Origin of the sequence: Streptomyces sp. 2131.1 (assembly GCF_900105515.1) — a bacterium.
Classification (GTDB): domain Bacteria; phylum Actinomycetota; class Actinomycetes; order Streptomycetales; family Streptomycetaceae; genus Streptomyces; species Streptomyces drozdowiczii.
Map to the genome: position 1 here is coordinate 3,852,912 of NZ_FNSY01000001.1, position 16,632 is coordinate 3,869,543.

13 protein-coding genes and 1 pseudogene are annotated in these 16,632 nt (G+C 68.4%); 6 read left to right on the forward strand and 8 right to left on the reverse strand.

The window, feature by feature from the left end:
- Positions 1 to 38: 38 nt before the first annotated feature.
- From BLW14_RS17235 to BLW14_RS17255, 5 genes and pseudogenes are all read right to left on the reverse strand, one after another.
- On the reverse strand, positions 39 to 2,474 hold the full coding sequence (locus BLW14_RS17235; RefSeq protein WP_093708144.1) for a hypothetical protein: 2,436 nt from the start codon (positions 2,472 to 2,474) through the stop codon (positions 39 to 41).
- Positions 2,471 to 2,812: a helix-turn-helix domain-containing protein gene (locus tag BLW14_RS17240; protein ID WP_177154008.1), complete on the reverse strand. Its 342-nt coding sequence runs from the start codon at positions 2,810 to 2,812 to the stop codon at positions 2,471 to 2,473. Before BLW14_RS17240 ends, BLW14_RS17235 begins: the two co-directional genes overlap by 4 nt.
- A complete protein-coding gene (locus BLW14_RS17245; RefSeq protein WP_093708146.1) occupies positions 2,812 to 3,933 on the reverse strand; it encodes a tyrosine-type recombinase/integrase in 1,122 nt (373 codons plus the stop codon). Before BLW14_RS17245 ends, BLW14_RS17240 begins: the two co-directional genes overlap by 1 nt.
- 64 nt (positions 3,934 to 3,997) lie before the next feature.
- Positions 3,998 to 5,523: pseudogene (locus BLW14_RS17250) on the reverse strand (tyrosine-type recombinase/integrase).
- A complete protein-coding gene (locus tag BLW14_RS17255) occupies positions 5,520 to 6,221 on the reverse strand; it encodes a helix-turn-helix domain-containing protein (RefSeq protein WP_093708147.1) in 702 nt (233 codons plus the stop codon). Before BLW14_RS17255 ends, BLW14_RS17250 begins: the two are co-directional and overlap by 4 nt.
- A 79-nt stretch (positions 6,222 to 6,300) precedes the next feature.
- Here BLW14_RS17255 and BLW14_RS17260 point away from each other — a divergent pair, with 79 nt between their 5' ends.
- The 6 genes from BLW14_RS17260 to BLW14_RS17285 all read left to right on the forward strand — a co-directional run bounded on the left by BLW14_RS17260 (position 6,301) and on the right by BLW14_RS17285 (position 12,754).
- The gene (locus BLW14_RS17260) at positions 6,301 to 6,546 is read left to right on the forward strand and encodes a hypothetical protein (protein ID WP_371128078.1); all 246 of its coding nucleotides are present in this window, start codon (positions 6,301 to 6,303) and stop codon (positions 6,544 to 6,546) included.
- Between the two features lie 232 nt (positions 6,547 to 6,778).
- Positions 6,779 to 8,089: a DUF3631 domain-containing protein gene (locus BLW14_RS17265; RefSeq protein ID WP_093708149.1), complete on the forward strand. Its 1,311-nt coding sequence runs from the start codon at positions 6,779 to 6,781 to the stop codon at positions 8,087 to 8,089.
- A 363-nt stretch (positions 8,090 to 8,452) separates the two neighbouring features.
- A complete protein-coding gene (locus tag BLW14_RS17270) occupies positions 8,453 to 9,361 on the forward strand; it encodes a DUF2637 domain-containing protein (protein WP_371128079.1) in 909 nt (302 codons plus the stop codon).
- A 345-nt stretch (positions 9,362 to 9,706) separates the two neighbouring features.
- Complete coding sequence (locus BLW14_RS17275) at positions 9,707 to 10,273, forward strand: MobC family plasmid mobilization relaxosome protein (RefSeq protein ID WP_093708151.1); 567 nt, start codon at positions 9,707 to 9,709, stop codon at positions 10,271 to 10,273.
- A complete protein-coding gene (locus tag BLW14_RS17280) occupies positions 10,270 to 11,832 on the forward strand; it encodes a relaxase/mobilization nuclease domain-containing protein (RefSeq protein WP_256332814.1) in 1,563 nt (520 codons plus the stop codon). The genes BLW14_RS17275 and BLW14_RS17280 overlap by 4 nt, the downstream gene beginning before the upstream one ends.
- Positions 11,833 to 11,989: 157 nt before the next feature.
- The gene (locus tag BLW14_RS17285; RefSeq protein WP_093708152.1) at positions 11,990 to 12,754 is read left to right on the forward strand and encodes a hypothetical protein; all 765 of its coding nucleotides are present in this window, start codon (positions 11,990 to 11,992) and stop codon (positions 12,752 to 12,754) included.
- Positions 12,755 to 12,825: 71 nt separating this feature from the next.
- On the opposite strand, the gene BLW14_RS17290 is transcribed toward BLW14_RS17285, so the two are convergent.
- The 3 genes from BLW14_RS17290 to BLW14_RS17300 are packed head-to-tail and all read right to left on the reverse strand — an operon-like array spanning position 12,826 to position 16,623.
- Positions 12,826 to 13,227 carry a DUF6262 family protein gene (locus BLW14_RS17290; RefSeq protein ID WP_093708153.1) on the reverse strand — a complete coding sequence of 134 codons (402 nt, stop codon included), beginning with the start codon at positions 13,225 to 13,227 and terminating at the stop codon, positions 12,826 to 12,828.
- Positions 13,214 to 15,508: a tyrosine-type recombinase/integrase gene (locus BLW14_RS17295; protein WP_256332815.1), complete on the reverse strand. Its 2,295-nt coding sequence runs from the start codon at positions 15,506 to 15,508 to the stop codon at positions 13,214 to 13,216. Before BLW14_RS17295 ends, BLW14_RS17290 begins: the two co-directional genes overlap by 14 nt.
- A complete protein-coding gene (locus tag BLW14_RS17300; RefSeq protein WP_256332816.1) occupies positions 15,505 to 16,623 on the reverse strand; it encodes a tyrosine-type recombinase/integrase in 1,119 nt (372 codons plus the stop codon). Before BLW14_RS17300 ends, BLW14_RS17295 begins: the two co-directional genes overlap by 4 nt.
- Positions 16,624 to 16,632 lie beyond the last annotated feature (9 nt).

Here is a 16,632-nt window from a genome sequence, read left to right on the forward strand (position 1 = left end):
TGCTCAGGCCCCGAGCGGTGGAAGCACAGCCGCGATGGTCAATTGAGGGTTGCCGTGCCAATGTCTCCTTCGCCCCGCCGTCGGCTGACTTCAGCGGCGTAGTCGGCCCAGTCGCCTGCGGAGAGTCGTTGCCAGGCGACGGCGACGTCGGTGTGGATGCCCAGGGTGCGGGCGAGGATCGAGGCGGGGATCTCGGTGGCGAGTTGGAAGAGCGCCGTGCTGCGGGCTTGATTGGGACGGATCCCGAGCCGGTTCAGCCGTTGGGTCAGCTGTGTGGTGCTGATCGGCCGTCCGGGCTGTCCGCCGGGGAAGAGCCATGGAGACGGTGTCAGGGCGCCGATGGTTGCGTGGCCCTTGCGGTTCGCCGTGACGGTGCGGGCGAGGTGGGCGACGGGCTCGGGTAACTGGACGGGGGCGTCGCCGAGGCGGAGACGTACTTCCTGGACCCCGACTTCGACGTCCTCGGTGGTCAACCGGTGGATCGCCGACGGCCCTTGGGCGTAAAGGAGGAGAAGCAGTCCGGCAAGGCGGTCTTCGGGATTGAGGTTGTCGTCGTGCAGGAGCCGACGTGCGACGTTCCAGCGGTGTTCGTCGTCGAGTGGCTGGGTGGGGCCGTTCCAGCGGACAGCGGGGACGTGGACAGTGGTGAGCTTGTTGGTGCGGGCCCAGCGGATGAAGTGCCCGGCTGTGTGGCGGTAGGTGGCGGAGTCGTCGGTGAGCCACCGGTCGAGGTCGGCCTGTCTGCAGGTTTCCAAGGTCAGGCTGTGGGCCGTCAGCCAGTTCAGGAAGGCGACGGCCGCGTGGGTGCGTTGGCGTGTGGAGGCGAACTGCTGCGGAGTGACGGGGCGGCCGTTGTTGCGTCGGCGTAGTCGACGGACCAGGTGCCATATCACGTACCGGTGCAGGACTTTGCGCTGTTCGGGGTCTTGCTGTGATGCGAGAAGGCCGGTGAGGAAACGTTCGAGGCGGACCATGTACTCGTCCCGCTCGGGCAGGGCACCGACGCCGACGAGGACCTGGCGGAGGTGAGCGAGGGGCGGGCTGTCGGGCAGCTCGTCGAGGGCCTCGTGAGTCAGGGCGCGTCTGCCGGCCGCGAGGTCGGCCAGGACCGGAGACACGAACGGCTTGTTCAGCCACCGATTGGCGGTGAGTGGGTGCTCGGTGGTGGCAATGTTGTTCCGCAGGGCTTCGAGACCGGGGTGGAGGGCATCGGACGGAGGGCCCAGGAGTTCGTTGAGGCGCTGATTGATGAGACAACGAGCGCACTGACCGGGGTGCGGGTAATCGGGCTCGCTGCAGGTGGGGCAGGTGTGCCAGACCTCAGGGACGGTGCAGCCCAGGCAAAGGGGCTGGTCGAGAGTGCCGGATACGACCGCCGCGACGCCGCCGCAGGCCGAGCACGGCGCGGTGTGACGCTGGCAGTCCAGGCACCATGGCCGACCCGTAGTCCGGGAGGTGCCGCAGGGTTTCTCCGCGTCGCAGATACTGCAAGTCGCGGTGGGCAAGGAGGGGCAGCTCTGGCAGAGCGGGCCGTCCGGTGTGCGGGTGTTCACGACCCTTCGTCGGCCGCAGTTGATGCAGGTCTCCAGGTTCGCCGGGTCGCTGACCAGGCAGTTCGGACACACTGGCCGACCTTGGTCGTCGCGGGTGGCGGGCTCTCGGCGGGCTCCGCATCCCGAGCACTCCTCGATACGGGAGTGGGAGATGCACATGCGGCAGACCCGCCTTCCGTCCAAAGGCTTGTCGATGCGTACGACTCTGTGGCAGCCGGGGCAGGACGGTCGGACGATCCCGGCGATGCCGGCCTCGTGCAGCAGGTCGATCAACTTGAGGATCGCGCGGTGGGGTGCGAGGTGACCGTCGCCGGTCAGCAGAGCTGGGTGGGATTCCAGAGCCCAGGCAAGTTTCCGCTGGTAGGAGGGACGAGGTGCCGATCGACGGACCGCGTCGGAGACCGCCTCCCGTTCGGCCTGCGGATCCAGTTCAGCGATCAGGGCACCGATCACTGCGATGGGGTCGCGTCCGTCGTCGTCCGGGCACTTGCCGCATCGCGGCCGCCCGGTCCGGTCGCGTGAAGCGACCCGGCGGGTGTTTCCGCAGGCAGCACACGGCTCGGGCTGTGACCGCCCGCAGTTCCAGCAGTACCAGTCCTGGCCGCGGCGCTGGAGCGTTCGTATCTGCCTGCCGCATTCGGCGCAACACGGCGGCGAGACCGTCTGGGCCCCGGCCTCACGCAGGGCGATGAGCAGGTCGCCGACGGCCCTGGGCGCCGGCGAGCGACCGTCATTCAGCACGCGAGGATGCTCAGTGAGATGTGCCGCGAGCAGGCGTGATTTCGAGCGTCCGCCCGCGACGCTGGCGACCACCGCACGGATCCGGTCCGGCTCCAGCCGATGTTCGATGGCCGCGACCAGGTCCGCAATGAGCCCGATCGGGTCGGAGACGGCCCGCTCGGGGTGCCCGGGTGCGGTCACGGCCGCTCGAAACCGCTGATGCGGGCTCGCTTGGGGCGCAGGTCACCGACGCCTGCCTCGGCACCGACAGCCTTCTTTGTTCGGGTAGCGGTTCCGGCACCCGCTGCGGCGGTCGGCTCGATGAGGTCGTCCATGGTGCAGTTGAGGATGTCGAGCAGGGCCATGAGGATCTTCAGGCTGAGCCGCTCGGGGCGCTCGACGACGAGCCGGTAGACCTGGCTGGACGACAGTGTGATGCCGCGTTCGTCCAGCAGCGGGATGAGGTCGGTGGTGGAAAAGAGTCCTCGGTCGGCCATGACCTTGCGCAAGTGCCAGTGGTAGTCGAGCTTCGCGGCCATCAGCGGTCCTTGTTTGCGGGGAACGGGGCGAGCACGGGCGCAAGTGCCCTGTGGAGCATGGTGTTCATGAAGTCGTCGCTGACGTGGGTGTAGATAGCGGTGGAGCTGTCATTCTCGTGACCGACTTGCTGCTGGAGAAACCGGCGGTCAACCCCGTCCTCCGTGAGGTGGGTGACGTAGGAGTGGCGAGCCGAGTGGACGGTCAGGGCCTTCGGGAGCTTCAGCGCGTCGCGGTAGGCGACGAACCGGGCGTTGATCTCCGCCGGCTGGACCCGGCCGCTGCGCTCGGTCACCCACAAGGCGGGGTGATCCTCGCAGCCGAACCGCGGCCGTACGTTCTCCACGTAATCGGCGACCGCGTCCACCGCCCAGTCCATCACCGACAGCACGTTCCGACGGCGCGGCGGCTGCCCCTTCTTCGCTTTGCCGTAGCGGACGTTGAGGGTGCCGTACCGGCCGAACTGCGGCGCCTTCGCGTTCCGCCCGAAGTCGACCACATCCAGCTTCGATGCCTCCGTCCGGCGCAGACCCCACCCATAGATGACCTTGAAGAGGGTGGCATCGCGGTAGGCGGCGAGGGCTCCCTTGCGCTTGGCCCGTACCGCTCGATCGACCTGGTCGTCGGCGTAGTCGAGGAAGCGTTGGATCTCCTCGCGGGTGAACGGCCTCGCCTCGGGGCGCCCCTCGTAGTCGTTGAGGTGGGCGATGGTGTTCCACTCGTGGCAGATGGCCACGGGGTGAGTGCCGAAGGCGTCCTCGCACGCCACCGACCAGCCGTAGCGACCGTCGATCAAGAACTCACTGAACAGGCGCAGGCTGCCCTGATAGCTGCGGATCGTGGACGGCGCGAGGTGCTTCTCGCTGGTCAGCCACAGTGACCACTCATCCACATGGCCAGGAGTCCAGGCCCACGGGTATTCGTTGGTGTGCTCCAGAAACCGCCGTACGAGTCGTTCCCGCGCGGTGACCGTGTCCTCGCGAAGCCCGCGAGCGGCCTGTTGGGCCCGCCAGCCCCGCACCATCGCTTCGACCATCGCGTCCTGCGGACGCAGCTGAGCCACCCCGGAGACCAGCTCCAGGTGAGCCGCCCCCGCCAGGTCGGCGCGTCGCTGTACACCCACTTTCACCCTCCCCTCCAGAGGGCAAATCCTGCATCAGATGGGATCTGATCGCCAAACTCCCAGCTCAAGCCGCAAAGTTGCAGGAGGGTGGGGTCCTCGTCGGCCCCTGCCCTGACGTCGTGACCTTCAATTTCTCGCCCATCTGATGCAATTCCCGAGAGTCCTGGTAGATGTCCCGCGTGATCCGGGTGTCGCTGTGCCCGAGGGTGTCCGACACGATTTTGACGTCGATGCCGGCGGCGAGCATGAGCGTGGCCGCACCGTGGCGGAGGTCGTGCAGCCGGATCGGCGGGAGGCCGGAGGCGGAGATGAGGCGCTCGAAGAGGTCGGTGACCTTGCCCGGGTGGAGCCAGGAGCCGTTCTCCTGGGTGAAGACGAGGCCGGTATCGATCCAGGCCGGGCCCCACTCCTCGCGCTCGGCCTGCTGTTGCTTGCGGTGGCGTTCATGGACGCCGGTGGTGTCGTCGTCCAGGGCGACGACACGGAAGCCGCTGTCCGTCTTCGGTTCGGACGACTCGACCTCCCAGCCGTCCTGCACGAGCTGGCCCGTGACCGTGAGGGAATGCCGGTCGAGGTTCGTCTCTGACCACGGCTGCCCGCACGCCTCACCGCGCCGCAGGCCACGGAAGGCGATCAGGTGCCACATGGCGTACAGGCGGTCGGTCTCCACGAAGTCGAGGAAGGCGCCCGTCTGTTCCGGCGTCCAGACCATGACGGGGGAGGGCTTCTCGCCCGTCTGCCGCCACCGGGCGACGCGCTCGTCCGTCCACACCAGGGCCTTCGGCTTGCGGACCGGATCGATCTCGACGTGGGCCGCCGGGTTGAACGTGATGATCTGCTGGCCGATCGCGTCGTTCAGGGCGGCTCGGAGGGTGGCCTTGATGTGCTGTCGCGTCGACGGCCCGGTGATGCGGCGGAACGGCGGCATGGCGTCGAGTGCGGCCTTCATGGCTTTGCGGCGAGCACGGTTCTCCGCGCCCTTCCACGGCACGGTCGCCAACTCCTCGACAGCAGCCCGACGCTGGGCGTTCTGCTCCAGGATCTCGGCGTTGGCGTCGGAGATGGCGGTGAACATCTCGCTGAGATGACTCACGCGCAGTCGGTCGAGGCGACGGTCTCCGATGCGGGGCTTTAGGTGGACGCGGACGTCGGTCTCGTAGCGGCTGATGCCCGACTTCCGGATGCGCTTGCCGGCGAGCCACCGGTCCAGCCATTCGCCCACGGTCAGGCTGCCCACGAGGTCCTGGCCGGCCATCAGCCGGCGCCTCGTCTCCTCCAGTCAGGCAGGGGCAGCTTCTCGCCGCTCACCTCGGCGAGCATCTCCGCGATCAGCTGGACGCCCTCGGAGTCGTCGGACTCGGCGAGTCCCATGAGAGCGCGTACGTGGTCGAGGTCCGCCTGAGCCGCTTTGAGGCTGCTGTACCCGCCGCGGGCGAACGAGCGTCGGCTGCCGTCATCGCGGGGCGGCAGCTCCTGGCGTATGGAGTACGTGCAGTGGTTCCTGCTGTTGCGCTTGGGGCAGGAGGCGCCGAGTTCCTTGCCGGTCTTCGGGTCGCGGCAGGAACAGCGGCGATAGGTGGAGCCCTTCAAAGATCATTCTCCTCGATGGCGTCGGAGTCGGTTTCGGGTGACTCGATCGCGGCTTCGATGTCGGGCCACAGGAACGGAGGCGTGACGCCTTCTTGCCGGATGAAGGCGCGGACCTTGCGCAGGCGGCTCTCGGCCTCGTCAGCCGCCTCGGCGGCGCGGGCTTGGGAGCGCAGTGCCTCAGCCTTGCGGTCGGCGTTAGGCGCGGTCTTGGCGTGGTAGCGCGCGTACTCCTCGTCGCGCCGCGCGCTCCGCAGCCGCTCCTGGGCGGTGTGGTGGGCACGGAAGTAGCGGAGCATGTCGTCGTCCGCACCGAGGTCGGTCTCCTCCCCTGTGAACCAGCGCAGGGCGTCCAAGGGGGAGGTGGGGTCCTGGAGCGGAAGCCGCTGCACGTCGTCGACGTAGCCGACGGGGTAGACGAGGCAGATGGGCGGGGTGTTCAGCGCCTCGGCCAGGACCATGACCTCGACCAGGGGCAGGTTGGAGCGGCGCCCGGACTCCATGTTGGCGATCACGTTGCGGGGGATCGGGTGACCGATCTCCTCGCATCGGTCGGCCAAGTCCTGTGCACTCCACCCCAGTTCCTTCCGCCGTCTGCGGACCTCGGCGGCCACGGTGGCCATTACCTGGTCCACCCACTCAAGGACGTCGTCCTCGTCGTCGGTCTTCCTGGATCCATGCTCGCCACGGCGTTGTGTCATGGAGACACATTAGCTCGCTTAGCGTTGATTCCATGGCCTGGAGACGGGCGCGACGGTCGCGTTCGCCGAGGGCTCAGTCATGGATGGAGCGCGCGTGCGCGAGAACGAAGAGGTCGGTCGGGCGAAAGGGATGAGTCGAGCGGAGCTTCTGGAGCTCCCCGCTGCCGTTGACCTGGAGACAGGCAATCGGGCGTTGGGGCTTGGGCGCAGCAAGGGGTACGAACTCGCCAAGCGCGGCCAGTACCCGTGCAAGGTGCTGCGGCTGGGCAACGCCTATCGGGTCGTCACTGCGGATCTGTTGGCCCTGCTGGGGTTGGCCGCGTGAGAGGCCGTGCCCGTACGAGATGCTTCTGCGCTGAGCTGACACAGAATCGCTGGACTGCCGCATGGCGTGGACGTACTGTCCGTGGTCCCTCGCGGTCCCGAGACGCCCGCGAGAAGAGGCAGGGCCCCCGGCGGTGCAACGCCGAAGGCCCCGTGACTCCCCAGCAATCCCATGAGATCCGACCCGGCGGCGGGGCGTGCAAGCCCACGGCCGCCAGACGAGGAGCCGCTCGGTGCAACCCGAGAACCCCCAGCCGTATTCCGCCGCCCAGACGAACTGGCCCGCGACGGCCATACCCGGCCGGCCTGGCGCTCACCTCCACGCATCGCAGGCCGAGTCCGATGATCCGGAACTGAGCGCGGACACGGGCGACCACGGCGCCGATGAGACGGAGGCGCGGGCCGAGCCCGTTACGGCGCCAGACGTGGAGCCGACCCGCGGTTCGGCCCTGCTCGACGAACTGCGCTCGCAGATAGCCCAGTTCGTGATTGCCCCCTCACGGGAGGCGCTTGACGCGATCACCTTGTGGGTCGCGGCGACACACCTGCAGGCAGCGTGGCAGCACGCTCCGCGCCTGGCCGTGGTGGGCCCCGCCAAGCGGTGCGGCAAGTCGCGGCTGCTGGACGTGCTGACCGAGACGGTCCACGACCCGATGCTCACCATCAACACCACACCGGCGGCGATCTTCCGGTCCATCACCGAGGACAACCCGCCCACTCTCCTGGTGGACGAGGCGGACACCATCTTCGGCTCCCCGAAGGTGGCCGAGAAGAACGAGGAGATGCGCGGCCTGCTCAACGCCGGCCACCAGCGCAACCGGTACGTCACCCGGGTCGTGGGCAACGACCACACCCCGCACCGCTTCGCCACCTTCGCGATGGCGGCGATCGCGGGAATCGGTGACCTGCCCGACACGATCATGGACCGGGCGATCGTGATCCGCATGCGTCGGCGTGCGGAGGGCGAGAAGGTCAAGCCGTTCCGGTCTCGGCGCGACGTACCGGCCCTGCACGGTCTGCGCGACCGTATCGCCGCGTGGGCCAAGCCACTGCTCGACGAGGCCGCTGACCTGGAGCCGCACATGCCGGTCGAGGACCGGGCCGCGGACACCTGGGAGCCGCTGGTCATCGTTGCCGATCTGGCCGGCGGGGAGTGGCCCCGCCGCGCGCGCCACGCGTGCGCCGTCATGGTCGCCGCCGAAGTGGCAGCTGAGGAGGAGAACCCGAGCGGCGCGAGGATCCTCGCGGACATTCGCCGGGTCTTCCATGCCCAGCGCGACGTGGACAGTCTGTCCACCGAGGAGCTCCTCCACCACCTGCGCCAGGACGACGAGGCTCCGTGGGCGGAGTGGGGCCGTACCGGGCTGACGTCCCGCGAACTGGGAAGGATGCTGCGCGAGTTCGACATTAGGCCCGGCAACGTCCGCATGGCCGACCGGACCCAGCGCAAGGGCTACATGCGCAACAAGTTCCTCGACGCCTGGCGCCGGTACTGCCCCACCATTCACCCCGTCGGGGCCGATCCCAGCCTCCGAGAAGGGTAGCCCGCCCGCCCCTTCGGGATGCCGTCCTTGCCGTCCCTGCCGTGATCTTGCAGGTCAGGCGACCTCCAGCCAAGACGGCATCCAGTGGCAAGACGGCAGCGCGAGCAGCGCCGATGAGCCACTCGCCCAAGACATCGTCCCGATCCGTCTCGTGACGTCCTAGGCGTCCCTGCCGTATCCGTGCAGATCGCGGCCGTGTGCGCCAAGACGGGAGGTGCACGGCGCGCGGGCGCGCAGTCGGGCTGAAACGGCAGCGGCCTCGCAAGACGGACTGCCGTAGCCGCTGCCGTAACGCCCTGACCTGCGCTTGCAACGGCCAAGACGTTCAAGACGCACCACGTCACCACCCCAGGAGAACCCCGCTTGATCACCCTTCCCCACCCTCGACAACCCCACCGCCCGCAATCGGCGCACCACCCCGGAACGCGCCAGCCGTCGGTGCATACGCACGACGCCGAGCGGTACGCGCTCGCCTTGGCCGGCGTCGTCATCGTCGCCCTGACCGCCGGAGCGTTCTGGCTCTCTTACGCGCACCTGGCCGACGTCGCCGGCCAGCACGGGCTCGGCACGTCGCCGATCCGCCGCTGGGCTTGGCCCGCCACGCTGGACGCGTTCATCATCGCTGGCGAACTACTCATGCTGCGTGCCGCCTTGCGCCGCGTCACCGACCGATGGGCCATCGGCGTCACGGCCATCGGATCGTCCGGTTCCATCGCGCTGAACGTCGCCGGGGTCAGCGACACGGGCGGCGCCACAGCTGTCCCGTTCCTCGACTACGTGGTCGCAGCGGTGCCGCCGGCCGCCGCGATGGCCGCCTTCGGCGTCTTGATGCGGCAGATCCACCAGCTCGTCGAGCACCCCGCGGAGCCTGCGGGATCGGGTACCGCGCAGGTGCCGGATCGGCAGGCGACCACATTCGGCCGGTCCACCGAGCCTCCAGCCTCCGTAGTCGGTCGGCCTGCCGAGGAGATCGTCGAACCGAACCATGACGCTCGGCCGCTGGCCGCCATATCCGTTCAGTCGCCGGAACCGTCCTCGGCGCCCGCAGAGAGCAAACCGCGTGGCGGACGCCCACCCGGTGTCCCGCTCGAAGAGCTCGTAGCGATCGGCCGGGCTGCCGTTGCCGAGCAGGGAAAACTCTCCCGCGCTGTCGTCCGAACGGCGGTCGAGGACAAGAACCTGACGGTCGGCAGCGAACGGCTGACCAAGGTGATGGAGGTGCTCCGGGCTGAGCGGGCAACCTCCGCCGAGAACGAGCCCGCCATCGGCTGAGCGGAACCTCTGCCGGGTGACCGGAACCCTTCCGGTCACCCGGCAGCCCGCCGGTCTGAACCGTGGACCGGGCGTTTTCCACACCTGTGGATGCGGCGGGCGGCTCCCCGCTTTCCATCCGCCCCTAGCCCAGAACCGCGCGCTCCCTTCGCCTTCATCCGGAGAACACCTGTGACCCACGACCCGATCCACCGCGAGAGCGCCCACGAAGACGCGTCGGTGTCGACGAAGAGCCAACCCCGAAGGTCGCTCTGGCGCCGTGCGTTCGGACTGCCTGCCCCCGGCGGAGCCAGTAGTACCCCGAGTCCGACTCAAGGCCGGTCTTCGGGGATCTCCGCCCCGGGGGTGGCGGAGGAGGCCCGGCGCCAGGGGGCGCCGAACCGGGAGGTCGAGGCCGAGGGCGGCCGCGACCTGGACACGCTCCACACCGCACAGCGCGAGATCCTCCGCCCCGTTCGCGATGCTACGACTGCTGCCGGCGAGCCCGCCGTAAAGAGCGTGCAGCCCACGATCCGCCGCTTCACCGGTGACAAACGTGGCCAGCGCATCGGCCCTCTGCGCTTCACCGTCGACGAGCTCTCCGCACTTGAGGTAGCTACCGCCGAGCACGGCTACAAGGGCGAGGGCGGCTTCGCTGCCGACGTGGTCGTCGCCTTCATCAGCGGACGGTTCACCGCAAACTTGCCCCTTTCCGAGGATCGCCGCCGCACCCATCACTTCCGCGCCCAGGTGCTGCGCCAGCTCAACCGCATCGGCGTGAACGTCAACCAGATCGCCCGTGCCCTGAACAGCGACCTCACCCCACCCGACATCCGTCAACACCTCGTCGAACTCCAGGCGCTGCTGGAACTCATCGCCGAGACACTGCGCGACCCCGCCGACCCGGTGGAAGAGGAGGAAGCAGCCGCATGATCGCCGCCATCAAGCCGGCCGGTTCCAATACCCGGGGGCTGCTCGCCTATCTCTACGGCCCTGGCCGCCAGGACGAGCACCTGGACCCGCACATCGTCGCGGGTTTCGCGATGCTCGGCATGCCCGACCCTGGTCGCGACGAGAGCGCCACTCTGACCGAACTCGCCCGCTACCTCGACGAGCCCGTGCGCCTGCGGAACGGTGAGTTCGGGCGCAAGGTCACCGATCACGTGTGGCACTGCCCCGTGCGGGCGGCCCCTGAAGACCGGTACCTCTCCGACGTCGAGTGGGGCGAGATAGCTCAGCGCGTCGTCGAAGCCGCCGGCATTGCCCCGCCCGGAGACGACCTGGCCTGCCGCTGGATCGCCGTACGCCACGCTGACGACCACATCCACATCCTCGCCACCACCGTTCGCGAGGACGGCCGCCGCCCCAAGCTGCACGACAGCGGGATCCGTGTCGGCGACGCCTGCCGAGAGATCGAGAAGGACTACGGACTTCGGCAGCTGAAGAAGGGGGACCGCACTGCCGGCCGCCGACCCACCCAAGGGGAGATGCACAAGGCCGAGCGCAAGGGCTGGGAGCAGACCAGCCGGCAATGGCTCGAAGACTCGGTCCGGGCCGCCATCCCGCATGCACGCGACGCCGAAGAGCTCCTCGCCTACCTCGAAGCCCAGGGCGTGGCCGTGAAGTCCAGGCGCGGCCCGTCCGGTGATCTGCTCGGCTACGCGATAGGTCGCCCTGATGACCTGAACAAGGCTGGAGAGCAGATCTTCCATCCGGGCGGAAAGATCGCCCCCGACCTCTCACTGCCCAAGCTGAAGGCCCGTCTGGAAAGCGCTAGCCCGGAAGAACACCCCACCGCCCGTCGCGCCCGTCCTGACACCCCCTGGCAGCAGGCCGTCGACGCGCTCGACACCCTCCACGCTGATCTCGCGCCAACCGACGGCGATGGCGGTACGGAATTGCAGGCCGCCCAGGCGCACATTGCAGCCCTCGGAGAACTGCTCGAAGCCACTGCACAGACGGCCCCCACGACACTGAGCGCGGAACTGCGCGCCAGCGCCAGGGAATTCACTCGCGCGCAGCGCTCCAAGATCCGTGCCGAAGATCGCGTCGCCCACGCGATGCGTTCTGCGGCTCGCGACATCGTGCACACGGCCACAGGCCCGGACGGCAGCGCATTGGCCGCTCTGCTCGCCGCCCTCGTATGGGCCACGGTCATCGCGAAGCGCTGGCACGAGGCCATGGGACACGCCCAGCAGACGGAGGCTGCCGCCCAGGCGCAGCGACACCTCCAAGCCGCTGCGGATAAGGCCGCCACTCCGGTGCTCGCCGACCTCAAAGCTCGTAGCCCACGAGAGGAGAGGCGTCGGGTCCTTGCCCACGACGTTCGAGCCGCGGTCCCGGGACATGCCGATCGAATCCTCGCCGAAGACGCCTGGCCTGCCCTCGCCACTCTCCTTGCCGATGCCGAAGCCCTCGGCCACGAGCCCCACCAACTCATCAAGGAAGCTGCCGCACAGCGAGAACTGGACACGGCCCTGGATTATGGATAGCTCAGTGGCTCTTCAAGGCTCTGATCTGGTGCTTTGCGTGAGAGACATGTCTGTGACGGTTGTTCCCACGATGACCTCGGAGTCCCGCGACTGGGCGGCCCCGAATAACTGTTGGCTCTGCTGACAGAGCGATCACTGAGCCGCTAGGTTCCCTGCCATGACGGAGTGGGGGATGCGCGTTGTGCGTGGTGGCTGCTGGTTCTCGTGGAAGAACTTGGAAGACCTGCTGACGATCTTTGAGGATGCTCTTCCGACCGGTCAGCTGACCGTCCGATACACGAAGAACACCCGCAAGAAGACCAGAGAGGACCTGATCCTCAGTACCGCTGAGACACATGAGTGGGCCGACCTCGCCTCGTTGCGAGTGCACCTGGGCAGCGAGCCCGTGATTACTGAACTGCAGATTGAGGTCTCTGCGCCTTCCGATCCACAGAAGATCAGTTTCAAGATCGGCGGCGACCGCTTGGACAAGATCTTCGACTGGCCGCACATGGCCGTGGCGAGGATCGAAGGTGGATCCAAGGCGTGGGAGGAAGGCGTGGCCCTCAGAGTGGGGGCAGTGTTCAACGAGGCCCGCTTCCTAGGGCGACGCCTAACCAAATGGATCAGCCGTCTGACTGAACTATGCCTACTGATCGCTTTGTGGAGCCTGATTTACGAGCCGTCGGGGACGCCGGGAACAGTTGGGGCCAGTGCTCTCGTGATGGCTCTCGTGTTGTTCCGCACGCACTACCAGCTGACCCGGTCCATGCTCGTCAACGAGCCCAAACGCATCCGGAAGTTCCTGGTGCGACGCAGCCGGAACCACCCGAACGCGAGCGGACCGACTCAGTCACTTGTCGTGGTCGGCGTTCTGGCTAGCCTCGCTGGGATCATCTCCACCCTCGTCGCACTTCTCGACTACTTCTTCCCGCGCGGATGAGCGGTTTTTCTGTGCTTTTGAGTAGCACTAACGAGGATCTGCGGTGTCGTGAGCGGGCTGCCGGGCTCGCTTCAACGGTGCAGGTCAGGGGACCGTTCGCTACATAGTCGGCGGATCTCGCCGTAGGCAGTTTCCAGGCGTCTGGCGAGTTCGCTGTTCTCCGCGCGCAGTTGCTTGATGCGCGCGAGCGCGGTCTCCAACCGTCGCTGGACGGAGGCGACCGACGCGGGCTGTGACCCGGTTCGCTCGGTGGCGGGCTGCCGGTCCTGCAATTGTCGGATGGCGGCGACGAGGTCGGGCTGGGTGTATAGCCACGACCTCGAGACTCCTGCCGCCTTCGCGATCGCCGCGAAGCTGGTCCGGTCGCCGGTGCGTTGTGCTGCCGAGATGGTCTTCTCGGCGTCACTGCGAGCGCGCTCGCTGCGACGCCGGGTGGCCTCGGACAGTGCGGCGGTGTTGTCAGCTGGCGGCATCGACGTCCTCCACCTGGCCGCCAATGACGATCTGGTTCTCGGTAGTCCCCTCGAGGGCGCTGATGATCGTGTCGAGCTTGCCGAGGGTGCGGCGGTTCTTCTCCGCGACCCGGGCGAGCCCGGATTGTTCGGCCTGGGCGATGAGTTCGCTGGTCTCCTGCCGCTGTTGGTGGTGCTGCTGGAGAAAGTCGCCGGTGGTGATGAAGAACCGGCAGTCCAGACAGGGGTTGGCGTACTCGCAGTCGGTCTGCACCGGGGCTCCGCAGTAGCCGTTGGGCAGCGTCACCTTCGCGCGGACCAGGCTCATCTTGGCCCAGGCCGCCCCGGCGAGCGGGTGGTCGGAGGCGATCTCGGCCCTCTGCCCCTCGTGGTTGACCTTGAGGGCGTTCTCCCAGTGCCGCCGCAGCGTCTTGTCGTGGAGCTTGGCGTAGACGGCGGTCATGGCCGGCGACATGTGATCGAGCAGGGTCTGGATCACGGGCTGGGGAACGTCGGCGTTGATCATGCGGGTGGCCAGGGTGTGCCGGAACTGGTGGAAGGTCACCTTCACCGGGGCGCCGTGCTCGTCGGTGAGGCTGAGCCGCTCCAGCCAGATCGCCAGGTGGTCGCGCAGGCGGCGGTCGCTGACCGGCTTGCTGCCGTCGACGTTCTTCAGCGCCGCGGGGAAGAGCCACTTGCAGCCCTGCGGGAAGCGTTCGAGGACGGCTTGCTGCTGGCGGCCGATCTCGGCCGCCAGGTCTTCGCTCAGCGGGAAGAACGCCGGGCGGTCGTGGATCTTGCGGTTGAGCCAGGCCAGGTAGGGGTTGTTCTCGGCGTCCCGGACGATGCAGTCGAAGGGCAGCCAGCGGGCGTCCTTCGTGCGCAGACCGCAGGCCATGAGGATCTTCAGCAGCACCCGTCCGTCGTCGGACGGGAACTGCGCGACGGCCTCGGGAGCCTCCAACTGGCGCATGAGGTGTTCGGGGATGAACCGCGGCTTCAGCCCGCGCGGCTTGGGCGCGTCGTCGTAGATGGCCGCGCTGCGGGCTAGGTCCGGCTGCCACTCGTAGCGATGGACGTCGCGCAGGAAGACACCGACGCAGCTGATGGCGCGCGAGCGGAAGTGCTCGCTGTGTCCTTCGGCCTGCAGGGCAGCGAACCAGGTCTCGATGCGGGCCCGGTTGAGCGCCGCCGGTCCGGCATCGACACCGTCGACGTCGGCGAAGTGGCAGGCCAGGCGGGTGACGGCCTGGACGCTGATGGCCAAGCCGGCCGGGTTGCTGCCGCGGGTCAGCCGCCAGCGGGCCCACCGCTTGGCCAGATCCTGCAGCCAAGGCTGAGGAATGCCACCGAAGTGCAGGCGGCAGCAGTCCTCGTTGGCCAGGCCGAGCAGCCGCAGATCCCAGCTGTCGCGAGGGAACTGGTCGGCCCACGGATCGTCGGCGACCAGCAGCCGCTGCAGCTCGAACCGGGTGTCGCGAATGAAGGCATAGGACAGCGACTGGTAGCCCTTGCGCGCGACGCGGCAGAACTCCCGCCACTGCGTCTCGTCGAAGTCCATCAGGCTGTGCACGCCCGATTCGCGGATCCAGCTCAGCGCGCGGGTCACCGTCCGTGGAGCCGTGTGCCGGTCTCCGATGTCGGCGCGGCGCTGCAACCCGAACTGCACCTCCAGGCGGACCTGGCGCCCCAGGTCGTGAAACCGGATGTAGGGGTCGCGCCGCAGTTCCAGCCGCTCGAACCACTCGATCAACTGGTCGTCCAGCAGCTCGGGATGGCCGTTGTTGCGCCAGCGGATGTAGTGCCGCCGACACAACACCGAACCGGGGCCTGTCGTCCACCACGGGCAGTCGGGCAGCACACAGTCCCGCTCGCCGTGCGGCGGCGCCTCGTAACGCGTGGTGGCCAGCCATTCGTCCAGGTCCGGCGCCCCGGCCGCCTGCCACAGCTCCGTGTGCCGGGTGCAAATCCGCGGCGCGCACCCGTTCATTGAACGGCGGCAGCCCGTCACCGCGCAGCCCCGGATCACACGGTGGTGCCGGTGGTAGGCGTCCTCGCTCGGCACCCACGCCTCGAACTCGGGGCGGCCAGCCTGCACCCACCGCTGGTAGTGCGCGGTACACAGCCGCTTGACCGCGTAGCTCAGCATCCGCTCGCACGACGGGATGCGGCACTCGCCCTGGAAGAACACCCGGCTGGCACGCGGCGGATAGAACTCCTCGCCCCTGAACTCCGGCCGCACGACCTCCATCAGCCGCTCCAGCAGACCGGCCGGCGGCTGGACGCGCTCCAGCGTGCTCACGCCTTCACGCTCCCATTCCTCAACAGCCCTGCCGAGACAAGGACCTCCCGATGATCCTCCACCGTCAGATGCGCGTAGATCTGTTCCGTGACCTGCGACGACGAATGCCCCAGCAACTCAGCCACGACCTCGATAGGCACCTTGGCCCGCAGCAGCCGGGTCGCCCAGCTGTGCCGCAGCACATGCGGCGTGAAGTGCCCGATCCCCGTCCGCTTGCGCAGCCGGGCCGCCAGGTCCTCGACCGCGCTGCGGGTCATCGGCGCCCCCACCGGCGGCCGGAACAGGTTCACGAACACGTAGTCGCAGTCCAGCGTCCCGTACTCACTCTCCATATAGTCGGCGTAGGCGTCGAAAACCTCAGGTCCGGCCGGGACCGTACGGGGCTTCAGCCCTTTCACCCGGGCGGCGTTGACGTTGCTCTCCCGGGGAACGACACGCACCTCCCCGGCCCGCAGCCGCAGGTCCTCGTGCCGCAGCCCGAGCGCCTCCCCGATCCGCAGCCCGGTCTCCGACAGCAGCATGATCAAGAACCGGTCCCGCAGGCGGGCACAGGCGTCCACAAGACGCCGGGTCTCACCGGCGGTCACCGTGGCGGGCGCCTTCGGTGCCGTGGCGATACGGATCGGACTGTAAGCATCCAGCCCCGGTCCGTGGCGCCGGGTGTGCGCCAGCATCGGCACGTACCGGCCCATCGGCCGCGGCCCGGTCAGCTCCCCCAGCAAGGCTGGCACGGTCTCATCCCGGCGGGCATGGAACCGGTAGAGCCCGGCGAGTGCGGCCCGCTTGCGTACGAGCGTGGTGTTGCCGACCGCGGGCGGAGTGCCCGGCAGCTGGTACACGCCGGGCTGACGGGCCGGGCGCGGTCGCTGCAGCCAGACGAAGAACTCCGCGAGGTCCTCCAGGCCCAAGCACCGGAAGTCGGCGTCGCGTTGGCCGGTCCACTCGAAGAAGTCCCGCAGGTCGTGCGCGTACGCCTCCACGGTGTACGGCGAACGTCCCGTCGCGGTCAGGTGGCCCAGGTACACATCCGCCGCCTCGACGGGCAGTCCGCCGTCGTCGATGACGGTGTACGACACCCGATCCGAGTCCGGAACCCGCACCCGCTGCACTCGCATAGCTCACTT

Coding starts and splice junctions, on each gene's coding strand:
- BLW14_RS17290 (WP_093708153.1), bottom strand. CDS start 13,227: ATGCCGCCAGCTGACAACACCGCCGCACTGTCCGAGGCCACCCGGCGT.
- BLW14_RS17260 (WP_371128078.1), top strand. CDS start 6,301: ATGGATGGAGCGCGCGTGCGCGAGAACGAAGAGGTCGGTCGGGCGAAA.
- BLW14_RS17280 (WP_256332814.1), top strand. CDS start 10,270: ATGATCGCCGCCATCAAGCCGGCCGGTTCCAATACCCGGGGGCTGCTC.
- BLW14_RS17240 (WP_177154008.1), bottom strand. CDS start 2,812: ATGGCCGCGAAGCTCGACTACCACTGGCACTTGCGCAAGGTCATGGCC.
- BLW14_RS17255 (WP_093708147.1), bottom strand. CDS start 6,221: ATGACACAACGCCGTGGCGAGCATGGATCCAGGAAGACCGACGACGAG.
- BLW14_RS17300 (WP_256332816.1), bottom strand. CDS start 16,623: ATGCGAGTGCAGCGGGTGCGGGTTCCGGACTCGGATCGGGTGTCGTAC.
- BLW14_RS17285 (WP_093708152.1), top strand. CDS start 11,990: ATGACGGAGTGGGGGATGCGCGTTGTGCGTGGTGGCTGCTGGTTCTCG.